Source organism: Vibrio fortis (assembly GCF_024347475.1).
Classification (GTDB): domain Bacteria; phylum Pseudomonadota; class Gammaproteobacteria; order Enterobacterales; family Vibrionaceae; genus Vibrio; species Vibrio fortis.
The window spans coordinates 1,879,605-1,896,755 of sequence record NZ_AP025487.1 but is presented as its reverse complement, the minus strand read 5'-3'; the positions used below and the strand labels follow the sequence as shown (position 1 = coordinate 1,896,755).

Sequence of the window (17,151 nt, the reverse complement as noted above, 5' to 3'; positions counted from 1 at the left end):
TTGAGCATTTGTTAACAAAAAATAACTGAAACGGCTATTTTATGTAACTTGTTTCACTACATGCTGCTGCATTGATTGGACGATTTGTGCAGTTACTCCCCAGATCAACTGGTCTTTGAACGGCATTGCAAACACACGATGCTTGACTTGCTTAAAGTTGACTAAATGACTGTGAAGGTTGGTTTGGTCAAACACATATTCAGCTGGCACTTCGAAAACAGAGTCTACTTCGTTGTGGTCGATGACAGGTTGGTAGTCAGGATCAATCAGTGCCACGATCGGCGTGACTGAAAACTTACTGATAGTACTTAAAGCTGGTAGTTGCCCTATCACTTCTACCTGATCTTTAACAATTCCTATCTCTTCTTGCAGCTCTCTCAAGGCGGTATGCTGCAATGTAGGATCGGTTTGTTCATATTTTCCACCGGGGAAGCTCACTTGGCCGGGGTGATGTTTAAGATGTGCAGCTCGTTTAGTAAAAATTACGTTAAGCCCATTATCTCGCTCGACTAATCCGACAACCACTGCGGCTTGGCGTAGATCTTCATCACGAATCTGCGCCACGCGCTCGATGGATTCTGGGTGATAGCCGACAATCGGGTTAAGTTGGAATTGTTGTAAGAAGTTCTGTTTATTCATATCGAGCCAATGTATTGATTATTATGCTAATAAGTATAAGCACAACTTCTGGCTCAACACCAATCAGTAACACTCGACAGTTTTAGGGAAGAAGGGGTGCGAAGTGTTGCATATTTGCTATATTGATAGAAACCCTCACCGATATTGTAAGTTTTCGTAGGGCTGCTAAGGACTTAGACAGTGAAGTAATTAGAAGTTAAATCACTTAGTGGCTAAAGCACTCAGAAATTGAAGCATGTAACACCCAAAGCACGCAGGAATCAACGTACACAACAAACCAAGTACTCAGCAAACAAGGCGTGTGGGATAATTCTAAAAACTAAAAAAATGAAGGTATGCGATGAAAGGAATCATATTTACCGAATTCTTAGAGCTTGTTGAAGATAAGTTTGGGCTTGAGCTTCTTGAAGAGGTTCTTGAAATGTCTGATGACGAAGGTATCTATACCTCTGTCGGCAGTTATGATCACAAAGACTTAGTTAAACTCATTATTAACCTAAGCAAAAAAACCGAAATCGATGCTGCAAGTCTGCAACGTGTATTTGGGCAGTCTGTATTTAAGAATCTGCTCGATTCACTGCCTGACAAAGCCAGCCTAAACCACAGCAATACCACTTTTCAATTTATCCAGCACGTAGAGCGTTATATTCACGTAGAAGTGAAAAAGCTCTACCCAGACGCTGAACCGCCTCAATTTACCTTCTTAACCACTGATGAAGCGCAGTTGGTCTTTGACTATAAAAGTGCCCGTTGTATGTCTCATGTTTGCTTGGGGTTGATAGAAGGCTGCGCGGAGTATCATAACGAATCCATCGCGATAGAGATGATCCCGCAAAATGAAGACCAAAGCGTCGTACGTTTCAACTTGAGAGTAGAATAGCAATATGAGTTCAGAGTCGGCCATTGAGCGAAAGCTCAAACGACAAGTTGCAGCGAGAAAAGAAGCTGAAAGGCTACTAGAGCAGAAAAGCCTAGAGCTGTTTGAGGCGAACCAAAAGCTTGAGTTAGCGATGCGCCAACTCGAGAAGCGTTCTAACGCTAATATTCGACGGATTGAATTCCAAGAGCAGATCGATAATTTATTGATTGATTTTGGCCGCGCATTTTTACGTAGCGATCTAGACGACGTCATGCTCCAAGAGTTGACCACAAACATCACCAATAGTTATCTGATCAAAGCTAGCCGATTAGTGTTGCCACCTAAGCTCCTGCCTGAGCTAAAAACCAATGACTACGGAGATGCTGCGCTCGGCGGTGCCGATTTAGATATTCAAGAGCTCACGTGGGATGGCGATGTCTTGATGATTCCGCTAGAAGTGGAAAAGGTCATTATTGGTTCACTAATTGTTATTGTGAATCTTGGTGATCAAGAAGGCGACTTTATTCAAAGCCAGCTCATGTTAGTCACTGACCTTATCTGCAGTGCTATTACCCACCAACTCGCGATTAACCGAAATATCGAATCCAGACGACGAGCAGAAGAGTCGGAGCGCTCGACACGGGATTTCGTGGCCATGATTAACCATGAGCTTAGAACACCACTCAATGGATTATTGGGAAGTGCGGAGCTGATTAGTGATACAGAATTGACCGATTCACAACGCGAGATCATCAATAACCTGAGCCAATCTGGTGAATTTCTAAGAACCATCATTAACGACTTACTCGACTACAGTAAGATTAATGCGGGTATGTTGGAGTTGATTCCGAAAACATTTGCCTTGCGTGATTTGAAAAATACCATCGAGAGTATTTTTATTAATCGCGCAGCCGAGAAACAGCTCGACTTTACTATCTCGATTGGTGAACAGGTTCCTGCCTATTTCAATGGTGACTTAGAGCGTATTACCCAACTGTTTGTGAATTTGATTGGCAACGCAATTAAGTTCACTGAAGAGGGGTACGTTCGTGTCGATGTGAGTTGGAAAGATGGCCAGTTCGTATTTGCAGTGGAAGATACCGGTGTCGGGATTGCTGAGACTGCTCTAAATACTCTGTTTGACCCGTTTACCCAAGCAGACCGATCTAGTAAGCGAAACTATGAAGGCACTGGATTAGGCCTCGCCATATGCCGCAAGTTAGTCAGTCTAATGAATGGTCACATCTCAGTGAAGAGTGAACAAGGTGTCGGTACTACGTTTACTATTGCCTTGCCTTTGATTGTGGTGGAAACCTCTCACTATGAAGAGAAAGTAAAAGAGAGCATCGTATCTGATACCGGCTTATCACAGTTGAAAGTCCTTGTGGTAGACGATATCAAGATGAACCAAATCATCATTCAACAGATGTTGAGAAAGCATGAGATAGAGCCCGCGATTGCTAATAATGGAGTAGAAGGGTTTGAACTCGCAAGTACCAATGAGTACGACGTGGTCTTTATGGATTGTCGAATGCCAATCATGGACGGCTTTGAAACGACTGAAAAGCTGCGTGAAAAAGGCTACACCAAATCTATTGTTGCGCTAACGGCGGGGACGACTCTAGAAGAGCGTGAACGATGCATTAAGTGTGGGATGGACGACATACTGAGCAAACCGTACACGGCTAACGACCTCAAAGAGATGCTGAAAAAGTGGGGAGTAACTTCGCTCGCTCAGTAGTCTAGGGTAATCTCACATCAAGCCTAGAGTTGAATACAGCAATATCGTTATGACCCGTCCTGATATGGGTTGACACTTTTTAGTCAAAACGCTCGATGTACTTCATCGGGCGTTTTGTATTTTAAGGCCGTATGTGGCCTCATTTGATTATAGATTTCTACTGACTCGGCGACCATTTTTCTCGCCTGAGCAACATCTTTAGGTTTCTTCAACAAGTATTCCATTTTCAAAATACCATTTACTCTTTCTGCCAACGCATTTTGATAGCAGTCATATCCATCCGTCATGGAACACACGACCTTGTGCCTAGAGTGTAGGTCTTGGTACTCCTTTGAACAGTACTGTGAGCCTCTATCTGAGTGATGGATTAGGGTGTCCTGATTTCGACGTTCTCTCAAAGCTCTTATAAAAGCTTGTTTTACAGCCTTCGTCTGCATGTTGTCATCCACACTGTATCCGACGATCTTTCTGGAATAGGCATCAGTGATAAGACTGACGTAACTGTTTCCTTCATAGGTCGGAAGGTAAGTAATATCAGCAACCCACAACTGCTCCGGTCTTTCGGGCTTAAAGCCATCCTTTATTTTATTTGGGTGACAGTAAAACCTATGATGGCTATCCGTTGTTCGATGGTAAGCACGTTTAACCTTCACAAGCAGCCGATGATGTTTAAGCAGAGAAAATAGATAGTCCCGACCTACTTTCATTCCAGTTTTTTCCATCATGTATTTAAGCTTTCTCGTTCCTATTCGAGCTTGTTTGATGCGAGTTTCACGGACAAAGCTCAGAAGAGCTTTGTCACGCTGTTTACCACGATCGTCAATAAGGCATTGTTTGTAGTACGCTTGCCTAGAGATGTTGATGATTTGGCAAAATCTAGTCACCGTGAGCTGAGCTATGTTTTGCTCTTGGACGACGCACCTCTGTGCTTTTTTACAACACGGACACCATGGTCTCGCTCCATAACTTTTACTACTTCTTCAAAGAAGTCGGCTCTCAGTTTGGTATCTTCAAGTTGCTTTTCTAGCTCTTTGATACGTTGCTCTGGCGTGGGTGGTGAATTGAATTCAGACATAGGTAAACCTTTCTTCAGGAATCGAGGTGTGCCTCCAGACCAATCGAGTCGGCCGTGCTTTCGGAGCCACACTAATACTGTAGAACAACCTTGTATTCCGTATTTGTCTTGTGCCTGTTTATAAGTCAGTTCACCTCGCTCGACTTGGTCAACAACATCCAATTTAAAAGCGAGGGAGTAATCACATTGAGTTCGTCTAGTTACTGATTTCATAACACTCTCCAATTTTCTACTTGGGGAGTGTCAACCTTATTTAGGACGGGTCATTACCTAAACAAAAAACCAGAAGCTGACTTCTGGTTTTTTATGTTTTAGCGATTCAATCTTACCGACGGCTAGTCTTGAGCAAGTACTGGTAGGATTCGACTCAGCTTATCCAACGTCTCTTGATATTCAGACCTACAGTCACTGTCTGCAACAACACCGCCACCAGCCCATGCATAGAGCGTTTTATCTTCTGCGACCAAGGTGCGGATCGTGATGCTAGTATCCATACGTCCATGACGGCTGATATAGCCAATACTGCCGCAATATGCGGAGCGTCGATGCGGCTCCAGCTCCTCAATGATCTGCATCGCTCTCACTTTCGGTGCTCCAGTAATTGATCCACCCGGAAAACAAGCTCTCAACAGATCTGTTGCATGATATTGATCATCTAGCTCTGCACGAATCGTACTCACTAAGTGATGAACAGCTGGGAAGCTTTCAATGTCGAACAGTTTAGGAACATGCACTGTGCCTGGTTTTGCCACGCGGCCAATGTCGTTGCGTAGCAAATCAACAATCATTAGGTTCTCTGCTTGGTCTTTCTCTGCATTGGCTAAATCGTTCGCGTATTCAGCATCGATTTGAGCTTGCTCTGAGCGAGGGCGGGTTCCTTTGATTGGCTTGGTCTCAATAGTGTTGTCTTTAAGCTCAAGAAAGCGTTCTGGAGAAACACTTAAAATGGCGCAATCTTCAAGGCGAATAAAGCCAGAGAACGGTGCGCTGTTGTATCGCTCAAGCTTTTCGTAAGCTTGCCACTCTGACCCCTGATATTGTGCATTGAAACGTTGCGCTAAGTTGATTTGATAGCAGTCACCGGATAACAGGTACTCTTGAACAGAATCGAACTTATTGCCGTAGCTCTCCTGACTCATATTGGATTGCCATTCACGTGTCAGTGTAAACGGCGTATGCGCCACTGCATTATGATCTTGCAGCCAAGTGAGTCGTGCCTCTACATCTAAACCAACCACACACGCTGTCTTTAGTTTGTGGTCAACAATGACAGCCCAGTCATACAGGCCAACGGCCATATCCGGTGCGCTGATATCGTGTTTAGCCAGCTCTGGTAAATTCTCAACGCGGCGTCCCAAATCATAACTGAAGTAACCTAGGGCACCACCGACAAACGGAAGGTCATGTTCACACTCAAGGTCAGGGATCAACGCTTGTTGATGGTGGTGAAGCAAGTCAAACGGATCATCTTCTGAAACGATAGTTTTTTCATTAACATTTATCGTTGTTTTGTGGCCAATAGTCTCGAAAGTGGCCACTGGTTGAGCAACCAAAATATCAAAACGACTATCAACATGGCTTTCTGACGCTGAGCGTAATAGCATTGCCCAGGGTAGGGTTTCTATACCTGAAAACAGCTGTTTAGCTAAAGTTGATTGATATTCGAGCGGCTTGATTTGGATAGACTGGAGTTCGTTGTTATTCATTTGTTTAATTTGTGACAAAGAGTTCGATCACTGCATGGCGTGTGAGAGGAAGCAAGAGTATCATAAATTGAAATTAAAATGGGCTCTTGATTCACACAGTTCAAAACAAGGGGATTAGTGTAAAGCGAAGCAGTCAATTATCTGGGTAAATTACTAGTTCAGATAAGCGAGTGTCAAAGCAACTAAATTAAGCTCAACATTATAAAAAGCTAAACACCCATAGAGCCATGAGCCCAACATGGAACTAGAACAATAAAGAGGCATGCAATGACGGTTATTCGTAAGCAAGATGTGATCAGCAGTGTCGCTGACGCACTTCAGTACATTTCTTATTACCACCCTTTAGACTTTGTCCAAGCCCTAGAAAAAGCCTATGAGAAAGAAGAGAGCCAAGCCGCGAAAGATGCGATTGCTCAGATTCTGATTAACTCTCGTATGTCGGCAGAAGGTCATCGTCCAATCTGTCAAGACACGGGTATCGTAACCTGTTTCGTGAACATCGGTATGGATGTGAAGTGGGAAACAGATTTAACAGTTCAAGAGATGGTTGATGAAGGCGTTCGTCAAGCTTACAACAACCCAGATAACCCATTGCGTGCATCAGTACTGATGGACCCTGCCGGTAAACGTATTAATACCAAAGACAACACACCTGCGGTTGTTCATATCAATATGGTTCCGGGTAACAAAGTTGAAATCCAGATCGCAGCGAAAGGCGGCGGCAGTGAAAACAAAACTAAGATGGTAATGCTAAACCCGTCTGATGACATTGCAGAATGGGTAGAGAAGACACTACCGACTATGGGGGCAGGTTGGTGTCCACCGGGCATGCTAGGTATAGGCATTGGTGGTACGGCTGAGAAAGCGGCTGTACTGGCGAAAGAGTCTCTAATGGAACACATCGATATCCAAGAGCTTATCGAAAAAGGTCCAGAGAATGCTGAAGAGGAACTTCGTCTAGACATCTTCAACCGTGTAAACAAACTGGGTATCGGTGCGCAAGGTCTTGGCGGTCTAACAACTGTTGTTGATGTGAAGATCAAGACTGCGCCAACACACGCAGCATCTAAGCCAGTATGTTTGATTCCTAACTGTGCGGCGACGCGTCACGTACACTTCACACTAGATGGCAGCGGCCCAGCTGAGCTAACACCACCTAAGCTAGAAGAGTGGCCAGACATCACATGGGAAGCGGGCGCAAATACGCGTCGCGTGAACCTTGATGAAGTGACTAAAGAAGACGTTCAAGAGTGGAAAACCGGCGAGACGGTTCTACTATCTGGTAAAATTCTGACTGGCCGTGATGCAGCACATAAGCGTATTCAAGGCATGCTAGAGAATGGCGAAGGTCTACCTGAAGGCGTCGATTTCAAAGGTAAGTTTATCTACTACGTAGGCCCTGTGGACGCAGTAGGCGACGAAGCGGTAGGTCCTGCTGGCCCAACAACATCAACACGTATGGATAAGTTCACTGACATGATGCTAAATGAAACGGGCATTATGGGCATGATCGGTAAAGCAGAGCGTGGCCCTGCAACCGTTGAATCTATCAAAGAGCATAAAGCCGTTTACCTAATGGCGGTAGGTGGTGCAGCTTATCTCGTAGCGAAAGCAATCAAGAAGGCTCGTGTTGTGGCGTTTGAAGATCTAGGTATGGAAGCTATCTACGAATTTGAAGTAGAAGATATGCCAGTAACAGTGGCGGTAGACTCAACAGGCGCTAACGCTCACCAAATTGGCCCAGATACTTGGAAAGTGAAAATCGCAGGAGCTGAGTAGTAATCAGTAAGCGATTAGGGCAAAAAATCTAGATTTATTGCTCGAAAACGACAAAAGTGCAGCAACTACTGCACTTTTGTCTTATTATCAATGATATAGTGATAAACACATAGTTTGATATAAAAGAATAGGAGAAACGGATGCCTCGTTTTATTCAGATCCTACAGATTATTTTGGCCGTGGTGATTGGTGGTTTTGTTGGCTACGATCTGATCTTGAAAGGGATTAGCATCTTCGATAATAAATACGTTACGATCACTTGTGCCTTGTGGTTGATTGCAGAGATCGCACTGTTTGTTATCTACAAGTTGATAGAAGACGATTAGTCTTAGATAAGACCTGAAGTATTCAAAGCCCCTGATTATTGTCATAATCAGGGGCTTTTATTCATCTAGCATTAAGAAACGATATTAGATAATACCTCGCATAAACAGGACGGATGTATTCATTTACTTCTCTTTCTTATCCCCTGTTTTTGAAATACGCTGGTGTGCTACTCGCATGCCTAGCTAAGTATAACGGAGTCGTTCGAATGAAAAAAATAACACAAGAAGTGAGTGACTTTATCAGTCGAGGAACGGATTCTCATATCAGAGTTGCGGTGACAGGCTTATCTCGTGCCGGTAAAACCGCCTTTATCACATCCTTAGTGAATCAGTTGCTTCACACCTCAACGCACAATAACTTGCCCCTATTTACAGCGGCGCGTGATGGGCGCGTGATTGGCGCAAAGCGAATCCCGCAGCACAACATGATGATCCCACGCTTTTCTTATGATGAGGCGATGGATGCACTACATGCAGAACCGCCTTTTTGGCCGGTACCAACGCGCGATGTGAGTGAAATTCGCTTGGCACTCAAATACAAGCCTGCGAGCGGGGCAAAAAAGCTCCTTAGCAAAAATAGCACGCTGTATCTCGATATCATCGATTATCCGGGCGAGTGGCTTTTAGACCTTCCACTATTGGATATGGATTTCGATACTTGGAGTCAATCTCAGTTTGCTGCGCTCAAAGGGCAACGTGATGAATTGGCACGAGTATGGAAAGAGCAAGCAAGCGCTCTCGATTTGCTCGCTGATGTTGACGAAAAGCGTTTAGCAGAGATGTCAGAGACATACACTCAATACCTACATGGCTGTAAAGCGCAGGGCTTGCATTGGGTTCAACCGGGTCGATTTGTTTTGCCGGGTGAATTAGAAGGTGCTCCAGTACTCCAGTTCTTCCCATGTTTAGAGCCAGCGCAGAAGTATGGCAAAGAGAGTAACTACGCAGTGCTCAAAGCGCGCTATGAAGAGTATCAACAAAAAGTCGTCAAAGCGTTTTATAAGAATCACTTCGCGACATTCGATCGTCAAATCGTGTTGGTTGACTGTTTGCAGCCATTAAATGCGGGTCATGATTCATTTATGGATATGCGTGGTGCGCTAGAGCAGTTATTAAAGAGCTTTAAGTATGGTCGTAGCAATATCCTGCGCCGTCTGTTTGCCCCTAAGATCGATAAGATCTTATTTGCTGCGACCAAAGCGGATCATGTGACACCGGATCAGCATCCAAATCTTGTCTCCTTGTTACAACAGATGGTGCACCCAGCTTGGCAGCAAGCGGCATTTGAACATATTGAGATGAGCTGTATGAGCATCGCATCGATTCAAGCGACCAGTGCAGGCTTTATCGCCTCTGGGACAAGCAGTCAACCAGCACTTCAGGGCACGACGTTAGATGGACAACCCCAAACGATGTACCCGGGCGAAGTACCAAAGAAACTGCCACATAAAGATTATTGGCAAGAGAACAGCTTTGATTTTACCAGCTTCAGGCCTATGCCTCAGCATTCTGATGAACCTTGTCAGCATGTGAGAATGGACAAAGCGCTTGAATATCTGATTGGCGATAAGTTGAAGTAGGGGGTAAAAGAATGAGTGAATTGAAATCAAAACAAGTCTTCAACCAACCATTGAACAGTGAATTCGCTGATGAAGAAAAGCGTCAGGAGACGCCTGAGCTGAATGCGCAAACCGTATTTGAAGAGCAAGAGAAGTTTGTTCCTGCTGCTGTAGAACAAGATAGCGAACAACAAGGTGAGCCAGAGAAACAACTAGAGCAGATCATCCGTCCAAGTCGCGGCCGTAAATGGTTGGCTTCGGGTATGCTAACCGCTTTTGCGGGCTTAGTGGGCTGGCAAGCTATCGACAGTGTTGTCACTGCTATTCAAACCGCAGACTGGCTATCACTTGGTTGGGCTGGTTTTATGGCGGCGATCGCTTCCCTTGGCCTTAGCGCGATGGGTAAAGAGCTGTGGAAACTGCGTTCATTGAGAAACCACTTCAGTGTGCAAGAGCAGAGTGAATTACTACTCAAAAGCGACAGTGTAGGCAAGGGTAAAGCCTTCTGTGAAGATATCGCGAAGCAAGGTGGCATCATTGCAGAATCACCATCGTTTGATAAATGGAAGAACAGCATCAATCCAGCGCATAGCGATGCCGAAGTGTTAGATATGTACGATGCTATCGTGGTGTCACAACAGGATAAGATTGCGACCAACCTTGTCACGCGTTATTCAACCGAATCGGCAGCACTTGTCGCGGTGAGTCCATTGGCCGCAGCTGATATGTTGCTGGTCGCTTGGCGTAACTTCACCATGATTGATAAATTGGCCGACGTATATGGAATCGAGCTAGGTTACTGGTCTCGCTTGAAGCTGTTCAAGTTGGTGTTGGTGAATATGGCTGCCGCGGGTGCCAGTGAGCTGGCTATCGACGCAAGTATGGATCTTGTTTCAATGGACTTAGCCGGTAAGGTGTCAGCTCGTGCTGGTCAAGGTTTGGGCGTGGGTATACTGACCGCACGTTTGGGCTTAAAAGCGATGGCACTGCTTCGACCAATGCCTTGGCATCAAGATCGCAAAGTGAAGCTGTCTCATATGCGTAAAGCGGTGGTTCACGAGCTCAAACGTATCGCAATCAAGTAATTATTGAGAGAAGAGTAAACATCTGTTTACTCTTCTTCTTGACTGAATAGAGGCCTTAATTCACACTACTGTCAACTTATCCTGACACCTTGAATAGGAATACTTGTGCGTCTTGAAGTATTGTGTGAAGACAGACTCGGCTTAACTCGCGAGCTGCTTGATATTTTAGCAACCAAAAGCATCGATCTACGTGGTATCGAGATTGATGTTAAAGGCATTATCTATCTGAACTGTCCAGATATCGATTTTGATGCCTTTAGTGAACTTATGGCTGAAATTCGTCGAATTTCTGGTGTAAAGGACGTCCGAAAAATTCAGTTTATGCCAAGCGAAAGGCATAACACTGAGCTAATTGCACTATTAGCAAACCTCCCTGATCCCGTTATCTCTATCGATCTAAAAGGTTCGGTGGATATGGTGAACCATGCCGCGCTGAATCTATTTGGTAAAGAAGAAAAAGACGTTGTCGGTGAACCGCTCTCTACATTCGTCCCTAACTTTAACTTCACACGTTGGATTGACGGTGACGTTAAACGACACCGTGAAGTGGTGGTGTTGGATGGTCTAGATTTTTCTATCGAGATCCTTCCTGTTTACCTAGGCGGAGATGTGAATGAGCCAGTTTTGGCGAGTGGCGTAATGACGATTCGTTCATGTCAGCAAGGTCAGGCGCAGCAAGACTCTCTACCGGAGCAAAACAACCTAGGTTTTGAACATTTTGTCGGTGTCTCTAACCGTCACAAAGCGCTCATTAGCCAAGCTAAGAAATTGGCTATGCTTGATCAGCCTCTGCTTATTGAAGGGGATACAGGTACAGGTAAAGAGATGCTGGCGAAGGCGTGTCACAATCGCTCTCACCGCTCTTCATCGCCTTTCCTTGTCTTGAGTTGTGCCTCTATGCCAGATGATGTTGCGGAAACGGAACTGTTTGGTCACGCTCCGGGTTCATTCAATCACGAGCAGGGCCACAAAGGCATCTTTGAGCAGGCAAATGGCGGCACGGTTTTCCTTGATGAAATCGGCGAGATGAGCCCACACCTTCAGATTAAGCTATTGCGCTTCCTACAAGACGGCAGTTTTAGACGTGTTGGCGAAGAAGAAGAGATGCACGCAGATGTTCGTATCATCGCTTCAACGCGTCACAAGCTTTCTGAACTGGCTGATTCGGGTTCATTCCGTGAAGACCTGTTCTATCGTTTGAATGTACTGACGCTTTCTATTCCTGCATTGAGAGAGCGCTCTAACGACGTTGCACCGCTGCTTGAGCTTTTCGTCGCCAAATACGCGCAACAACTTGGAATGCTCAAACCTAAGCTAACGGCTGAGTTGGTTGAACAGCTCGGTAACTACCAGTGGCCAGGAAATATCCGTCAGCTGGATAACATGGTACTGCGTGCACTGACTGAGCTAGAGGGTGATACCTTAGCGATTGAACAGTTCCATTTACCTCAACTAGAGACAATGAACTCTGGAATGGCGAATTTAAGCCTAGATGGTTCACTAGACGAGATAATGAAAGATTACGAATCGCAAATATTGGAAAAGCTATACCAATCTTTCCCATCGAGCCGAAAATTGGCTAAGCGCCTGAATGTGTCGCATACCTCGATCGCTAATAAGCTTCGAGACTACGGTATCCGAAAGAACTAGGGACGTTTGATGGAAGATAGGAGCACTCCTGAGCGCCTATACAAACGCTCAGGGAACATTATTGTGCGCACCGCAGAAATAGACGATGCGTCCTTGATTAGTGGGTATTTTCAAGCAAACCGTGAACATTTGAAGCCTTGGGAGCCAACACGCGAAGAGGCGTTTTTTGAGCGCACTGGTTGGGCTCAACGCCTGATTAAGCTCAATGAGCTACATAGAATGGGTTTGGCTTACTACTGTTTGATTATTCATGCAGACACCAACGAGATGCTTGGAACTGTATCGTTCAGCAACCTATCTCGATTCCCATTTCACGCGTGTAATCTGGGTTATTCTCTGGCGAAAGATGCTCAGGGTAATGGATATATGCGCAAAGCACTTCGAATGGCGTTGGACTACATGTTCGAGGTGCAGAAGATGCATCGAATTATGGCTGGGTATATCCCGCACAATGAAAAAAGCGCTGCGGTACTCAAACATTTAGGCTTCGAGAAAGAGGGCTTTGCTAAAGACTACCTCCTGATCGATGGTCAGTGGCGAGACCATATACTCACTTCATTGATCAACCCGAATTGGCGCGAGAAGTAATCGCGATGTTTTAGAATTAAAATTTGCTGAGCTTTTTGAGCTCGGTAGTAAGAATATCAAGCCGGATAAACACGGCTTTTTAATAGTTAAGGAAATTTGATGTCATACACAACTTTGGACGAATACCAAAGAAAATGGATTTTCACTCATCAGTCAATGCCATTGCCTGCTGAAGACTTAGAAAAGATCAAACCTATGACACAGGCGCGTGCCTCTCAGTTCTGGAAAGAGAACGTAAGCCCTCAGAGTCCAGACGCTGATAGACTGAGCTCGCAAGATTGGCCAAGCAAGCCATCTAACTGGGAACAAGAGATCAGCTGGATGGAAAATTGGGAAGCTGACGAACCAGACATGCCACAAGAGATCTTAGACTTCATTGACTGGCAAGACGACGTAACTGTTTATTTTTGCTACGAAAAATACAATGTTCTTGAGACCAAATGGTCGGTATTTAAGAAACACTGGAAGAACTTTTTGTTCTACGATGATGGCCCAATTTTACTGGGGCGCCGTCGCTCACAGGCACTGTGGTTTGCTACTAACGGTACGGTGAAGATCGGTAATCGCGCTGAGTAAGATCTTGGTATTTGCTTTGGCGTGAACAGATGAAAAAGCGGGCTCAATGCTCGCTTTTTTGATCCTGATGAAAGGGCATACATTGGTGTGTTAAGAGGAAATACTCTCAAAATGAGATCGCTATCTGATTAGTTTATTTGAAGTTTTTCCCTTATGAACTAAATTTATAGTACTGCCTTAGTGGAGGTGAAGTATTATGATTTGGGAAACTCTCGAACGTGTAAATAAACTTCGCAAGGAAGCAATGGAAGATCCAGATTTCTTGGATTCGGCAAAAATGCATGAGGAGTGGATATTAAATGAGACTCATCAGCCAACAAAAAAAGGAGCAAAACTGAAGAAGCCCAAAAAACTGTCTGATATTTACGAACACACGGAATTTACGATTAACCCAACCGGAACAAAACATTAGCAATGACAAACCACTCAATGGTTCAACGAGTTAAAAGGTTAAACAAGGTAACCAACATAAACTAAAAAGCCACTTTCAATAACAGAAAGTGGCTTTTTTATTTCAAACCGAATATGGCTATATCATTAGCTATGAATCAAACTCAGGCCGCTTGGCAGGGCATCACCAAACACGCGTTTAGACTCACTCTCCGAAAGCTCAGTCACTTCAGTTACCAGCGTTAACCATGAGTCTGGCACTTTGCTGCTCTTTAACTTCTCAACGACTTGTTCGCGGAAATCATCAGAAATATCGAACAAACGGTCGCCCGTTTTACGACAAATCATTACCGCAGCAAACGCAATCATTGGCTCTTTGTGCCAGTTTTGATCAAGCAATTTAGGTAGCCACTGCTCAGCCTGCTCACGAGGAATCACGCTATGTTGACTGCCATACAGAGGAGTACGTGACGCCAAGCGACCTAGAGCCCACCAGTGCGCTTGTTCAAATTGATTATGGTTAATCGCTTTGTTAAGAAACCAAGTAGAGAGTAGCGCTTTGTCTTCCACCTCTAATTGCTCTAAAGAAGCCGCCAAACGAACCATAGATTCATAACCGTGGTCTTGCGCATCTTTTGCTGATTTCGGGTTCTTCATCGCTCCTGGGTGTAGGTACTTAGCGATATCCGCCAAGATGGTTTCTTGTTGCTCTTGGTTTAACCCACCAGCAACGCGACGCCAGAATACCCACCAGTCTGTCCAACCTTGGTGATTCTTGAACTGAATACCTTGCTGGTATAAACCCCAAAGTTGCTCCATACGCCAAGAGTCTGTTGGATCTCCAAATCCAGGGCGCATTGAGTACCCAGCTAAGCGAAGCCAGTTTTTCTCATGTGCTTCAGAGCGACGGCGACGTTTTCTACCTAGAGAGAAGGTATCAAACAGGTGACGCAGGGTGGTGAAGTCCCACTCATCACGTTTACCTAACCGCTTTTCCAGATCTTTCGCGAGAGTTTTGATCTCTTTTGACTCTGCACTTTTCTTGTTACCACTGTAGAGGCGAGAAACGAGCTCTTTACACTCTTCAAGGCGAGGGTGAAGCTTCTCTTGCTCTGCATCGTCACCTTGCTTATTACGAACCTCAAACTCCAATGACCAACGCTGAGTATCATCATTTACGCTTACACACTCCATCTTAAGTGTGCCGACTTCGGTCAATTGGCAAGCGAGCTGTACTTCAACGCGCTCTTTTTGGTTCGCTTGTAGCTCTTTCTCATCAAAGCTTTCAAGTGTTGATATATATGGCGGCAGCGGTGAGAAAAGATCGGCATCAACATTGACCATCACACCATTTTGAATCGCAGTATCGTGAGCGATTTGATCATGGGTTGACGTTAATAGGTTAAATCGAACAGGCTCGCCCAGAGTCAACGAAAAACGACGACTGCTTAGACGAATCTCGTGGCCTTCTTCGGTGCCTTTAGCCAATAGACAAAGTGCTTTGCCCATTTTGTTTTTTTCTTGCAGATGCAGGAAGTAAGAGCGTGCAGCACCACCACCAATTTTAAGTTGTGCGCCACGTCGTGCTTTACCAAAGGCGACCGCACCTAGAGCTACCGACCAGTCTGGATGAGGGTTATCTAACACAGTGATCTCAGAGCCTTTCCAACCACTCATTAATTGAGTGATACGCTCGGTAACCAAATCACTGTTAAACACACCACCATTCAATAGGATTGCGACCGGAATCGCGGGTGCGGATTCATCGTACTCAATGGCAGAGTTTTCTAGAGCCGCTTTAGACACTTGCTGATGCTGCGTTAGGAACTCGGCGATGTGTTTACTCACCGCTGGATCTGCCACATAAGGAAGACCGAATTCAACTACTGCACTGCGGCGTTTGTCTGGCACTTCATTGAAGTCAGAAAGAGGGAAAAAGCCTTCAAGCGCGATCTGGTGAACTTCCGCTTTGGTCAAACCAATACTCTTTGTACCACCAAGTAGTTTCGAACCACTGCCAAGCATGGTGATTTTCACATCGTCTGGCGCTTGGCTTGAGAGAAGGCTCTCTTTTGCACTACGAGTCTGCTGAATTAGCTTAGTCAAACTAGAGGCATTCAGTTTCTTGCTTTGGTTGAAGCGTTGTTCAGCAAGGTGAGCTAGGGCTAAGTCGAGGTTATCACCACCAAGCATTAAGTGTTCGCCAACACCAATACGATCAAGGGCGAGTTCTGCTTCACTACCATTGCTGGAATTAAAGCGTGCTTCAATCAAGCTTAAGTCGGTCGTACCACCACCAACGTCACACACCAAGATCAGTGGTAGCTGTTCAAGCTCTTCAGCCGCTGTTTGCTGGTGGCGTGCATACCAGTCGTAGCAAACCGCTTGAGGCTCTTCGAGTAGTAAGATCTTATTAAGACCAGCCAGTTTAGCCGCTTCCAAAGTTAACTTACGTGCGGTTTCATCAAACGATGCAGGCACAGTGACTACCACATCTTGATCTTCAAGTTTGTTGCTTGGGTTGCGGTAGTTCCAAGCTTGGCGGATGTGGTTAAGGTAGCTAGCGCTTGCCACAACAGGCGAGACCTTATCAACGTCACTCGCACCCGCCCACGGCAAGATATCTGAGTTACGGTCTACGGCTTGGTGGGAAAGCCAGCTTTTTGCACTAGACACTTGGCGGCCTTCTACTTTCGCACCAAGCTCACGTGCCCATTCACCAACAATCACATTGCTGATATCACCAGATACAGGTTCAACGTCCCACGGCAAGGTAAGATCGTTCTGTGCAATCTGCCCTTGAGCTGGGTGATAACGGAAAGAAGGGAGTAGGGGTTTACGAACGACTTCACCAGGGCCAATAAGTTGGTCGATGTCGAACAGAGATACAGGGGATTGTTGTAAGTCGTCGGTGATTTCACAGTAAGCAACCACTGTGTTGGTGGTGCCCAAGTCGATACCGACTAAGAAACGAGGAGATGCCATACAAAACCTTATTCTTCTTAAGTGATGACCAGTTTATTGAAAGAGTGGATCTTATTGTCGTTATTTTAAACGTCGTTCCCGATAGATGGAGTCGTACAAATTTTAGTACACAGCTGAGTCGGGAATATCATCACTGTAGATTTAAATCTATCGGTTAAAACAGATTCTCTAATTCACCGCAACCGCGGCAGGG

General features: G+C 45.2%; 14 protein-coding genes. 10 read left to right on the top strand and 4 right to left on the bottom strand.

Features of this window, described 5'->3' with window-relative positions; all coding sequences use genetic code 11:
• Nucleotides 1-39: 39 nt before the first annotated feature.
• Nucleotides 40-639: a CoA pyrophosphatase gene (locus OCV50_RS08180; protein ID WP_239842097.1), complete on the bottom strand. Its 600-nt coding sequence runs from the start codon at nucleotides 637-639 to the stop codon at nucleotides 40-42.
• Between the two features lie 340 nt (nucleotides 640-979).
• Between OCV50_RS08180 and OCV50_RS08175 the strand changes: the two genes are divergently transcribed.
• Entirely contained in the window at nucleotides 980-1,519 is a 540-nt protein-coding gene (locus OCV50_RS08175; protein ID WP_261902743.1) for a heme NO-binding domain-containing protein, read from the top strand.
• Nucleotides 1,520-1,523: 4 nt separating this feature from the next.
• Nucleotides 1,524-3,239 carry an ATP-binding protein gene (locus OCV50_RS08170; protein WP_261902742.1) on the top strand — a complete coding sequence of 572 codons (1,716 nt, stop codon included), beginning with the start codon at nucleotides 1,524-1,526 and terminating at the stop codon, nucleotides 3,237-3,239.
• Nucleotides 3,240-3,322: 83 nt separating this feature from the next.
• On the opposite strand, the gene OCV50_RS08165 is transcribed toward OCV50_RS08170, so the two are convergent.
• Together OCV50_RS08165 and pabB are read right to left on the bottom strand one after the other, a co-directional pair.
• Nucleotides 3,323-4,527, bottom strand: a protein-coding gene (locus OCV50_RS08165; RefSeq protein WP_261902741.1) for an IS3 family transposase whose coding sequence is annotated in 2 segments (ribosomal slippage) — nucleotides 3,323-4,158 and nucleotides 4,158-4,527 — 1,206 coding nt in all. Because the reading frame shifts where the segments join, the coding sequence is not laid out codon by codon here.
• A 122-nt stretch (nucleotides 4,528-4,649) separates the two neighbouring features.
• A complete protein-coding gene (gene pabB / locus OCV50_RS08160; RefSeq protein WP_261902740.1) occupies nucleotides 4,650-6,020 on the bottom strand; it encodes an aminodeoxychorismate synthase component 1 in 1,371 nt (456 codons plus the stop codon).
• A 267-nt stretch (nucleotides 6,021-6,287) separates the two neighbouring features.
• Between pabB and OCV50_RS08155 the strand changes: the two genes are divergently transcribed.
• From OCV50_RS08155 to OCV50_RS08120, 8 genes are all read left to right on the top strand, one after another.
• The gene (locus OCV50_RS08155; RefSeq protein ID WP_261902739.1) at nucleotides 6,288-7,799 is read left to right on the top strand and encodes a fumarate hydratase; all 1,512 of its coding nucleotides are present in this window, start codon (nucleotides 6,288-6,290) and stop codon (nucleotides 7,797-7,799) included.
• Nucleotides 7,800-7,939: 140 nt separating this feature from the next.
• Complete coding sequence (locus OCV50_RS08150; protein WP_032548748.1) at nucleotides 7,940-8,125, top strand: hypothetical protein; 186 nt, start codon at nucleotides 7,940-7,942, stop codon at nucleotides 8,123-8,125.
• A gap of 206 nt (nucleotides 8,126-8,331) precedes the next feature.
• Entirely contained in the window at nucleotides 8,332-9,705 is a 1,374-nt protein-coding gene (locus tag OCV50_RS08145; protein WP_261902738.1) for a YcjX family GTP-binding protein, read from the top strand.
• Nucleotides 9,706-9,716: 11 nt separating this feature from the next.
• Nucleotides 9,717-10,769 carry a YcjF family protein gene (locus tag OCV50_RS08140; RefSeq protein ID WP_261902737.1) on the top strand — a complete coding sequence of 351 codons (1,053 nt, stop codon included), beginning with the start codon at nucleotides 9,717-9,719 and terminating at the stop codon, nucleotides 10,767-10,769.
• Nucleotides 10,770-10,874: 105 nt separating this feature from the next.
• Nucleotides 10,875-12,419 carry a transcriptional regulator TyrR gene (gene tyrR / locus OCV50_RS08135; RefSeq protein ID WP_261902736.1) on the top strand — a complete coding sequence of 515 codons (1,545 nt, stop codon included), beginning with the start codon at nucleotides 10,875-10,877 and terminating at the stop codon, nucleotides 12,417-12,419.
• Between the two features lie 9 nt (nucleotides 12,420-12,428).
• Nucleotides 12,429-13,007, top strand: coding sequence for a ribosomal protein S5-alanine N-acetyltransferase (gene rimJ / locus OCV50_RS08130; RefSeq protein WP_261902735.1), 579 nt, complete (start codon nucleotides 12,429-12,431; stop codon nucleotides 13,005-13,007).
• A 99-nt stretch (nucleotides 13,008-13,106) separates the two neighbouring features.
• Entirely contained in the window at nucleotides 13,107-13,583 is a 477-nt protein-coding gene (locus OCV50_RS08125) for a DUF2947 domain-containing protein (RefSeq protein ID WP_239842088.1), read from the top strand.
• 196 nt (nucleotides 13,584-13,779) lie between these two features.
• A complete protein-coding gene (locus OCV50_RS08120) occupies nucleotides 13,780-13,995 on the top strand; it encodes a hypothetical protein (RefSeq protein WP_261902734.1) in 216 nt (71 codons plus the stop codon).
• Nucleotides 13,996-14,120: 125 nt separating this feature from the next.
• Here the strand turns inward: OCV50_RS08120 and OCV50_RS08115 are convergent, their stop codons facing one another.
• Nucleotides 14,121-16,958, bottom strand: coding sequence for an Hsp70 family protein (locus OCV50_RS08115; protein WP_261902733.1), 2,838 nt, complete (start codon nucleotides 16,956-16,958; stop codon nucleotides 14,121-14,123).
• Nucleotides 16,959-17,151: the final 193 nt, after the last annotated feature.

Coding starts and splice junctions, on each gene's coding strand:
- OCV50_RS08180 (WP_239842097.1), bottom strand. CDS start 639: ATGAATAAACAGAACTTCTTACAACAATTCCAACTTAACCCGATTGTC.
- OCV50_RS08175 (WP_261902743.1), top strand. CDS start 980: ATGAAAGGAATCATATTTACCGAATTCTTAGAGCTTGTTGAAGATAAG.
- OCV50_RS08170 (WP_261902742.1), top strand. CDS start 1,524: ATGAGTTCAGAGTCGGCCATTGAGCGAAAGCTCAAACGACAAGTTGCA.
- pabB (WP_261902740.1), bottom strand. CDS start 6,020: ATGAATAACAACGAACTCCAGTCTATCCAAATCAAGCCGCTCGAATAT.
- OCV50_RS08155 (WP_261902739.1), top strand. CDS start 6,288: ATGACGGTTATTCGTAAGCAAGATGTGATCAGCAGTGTCGCTGACGCA.
- OCV50_RS08150 (WP_032548748.1), top strand. CDS start 7,940: ATGCCTCGTTTTATTCAGATCCTACAGATTATTTTGGCCGTGGTGATT.
- OCV50_RS08145 (WP_261902738.1), top strand. CDS start 8,332: ATGAAAAAAATAACACAAGAAGTGAGTGACTTTATCAGTCGAGGAACG.
- OCV50_RS08140 (WP_261902737.1), top strand. CDS start 9,717: ATGAGTGAATTGAAATCAAAACAAGTCTTCAACCAACCATTGAACAGT.
- rimJ (WP_261902735.1), top strand. CDS start 12,429: ATGGAAGATAGGAGCACTCCTGAGCGCCTATACAAACGCTCAGGGAAC.
- OCV50_RS08125 (WP_239842088.1), top strand. CDS start 13,107: ATGTCATACACAACTTTGGACGAATACCAAAGAAAATGGATTTTCACT.
- OCV50_RS08120 (WP_261902734.1), top strand. CDS start 13,780: ATGATTTGGGAAACTCTCGAACGTGTAAATAAACTTCGCAAGGAAGCA.
- OCV50_RS08115 (WP_261902733.1), bottom strand. CDS start 16,958: ATGGCATCTCCTCGTTTCTTAGTCGGTATCGACTTGGGCACCACCAAC.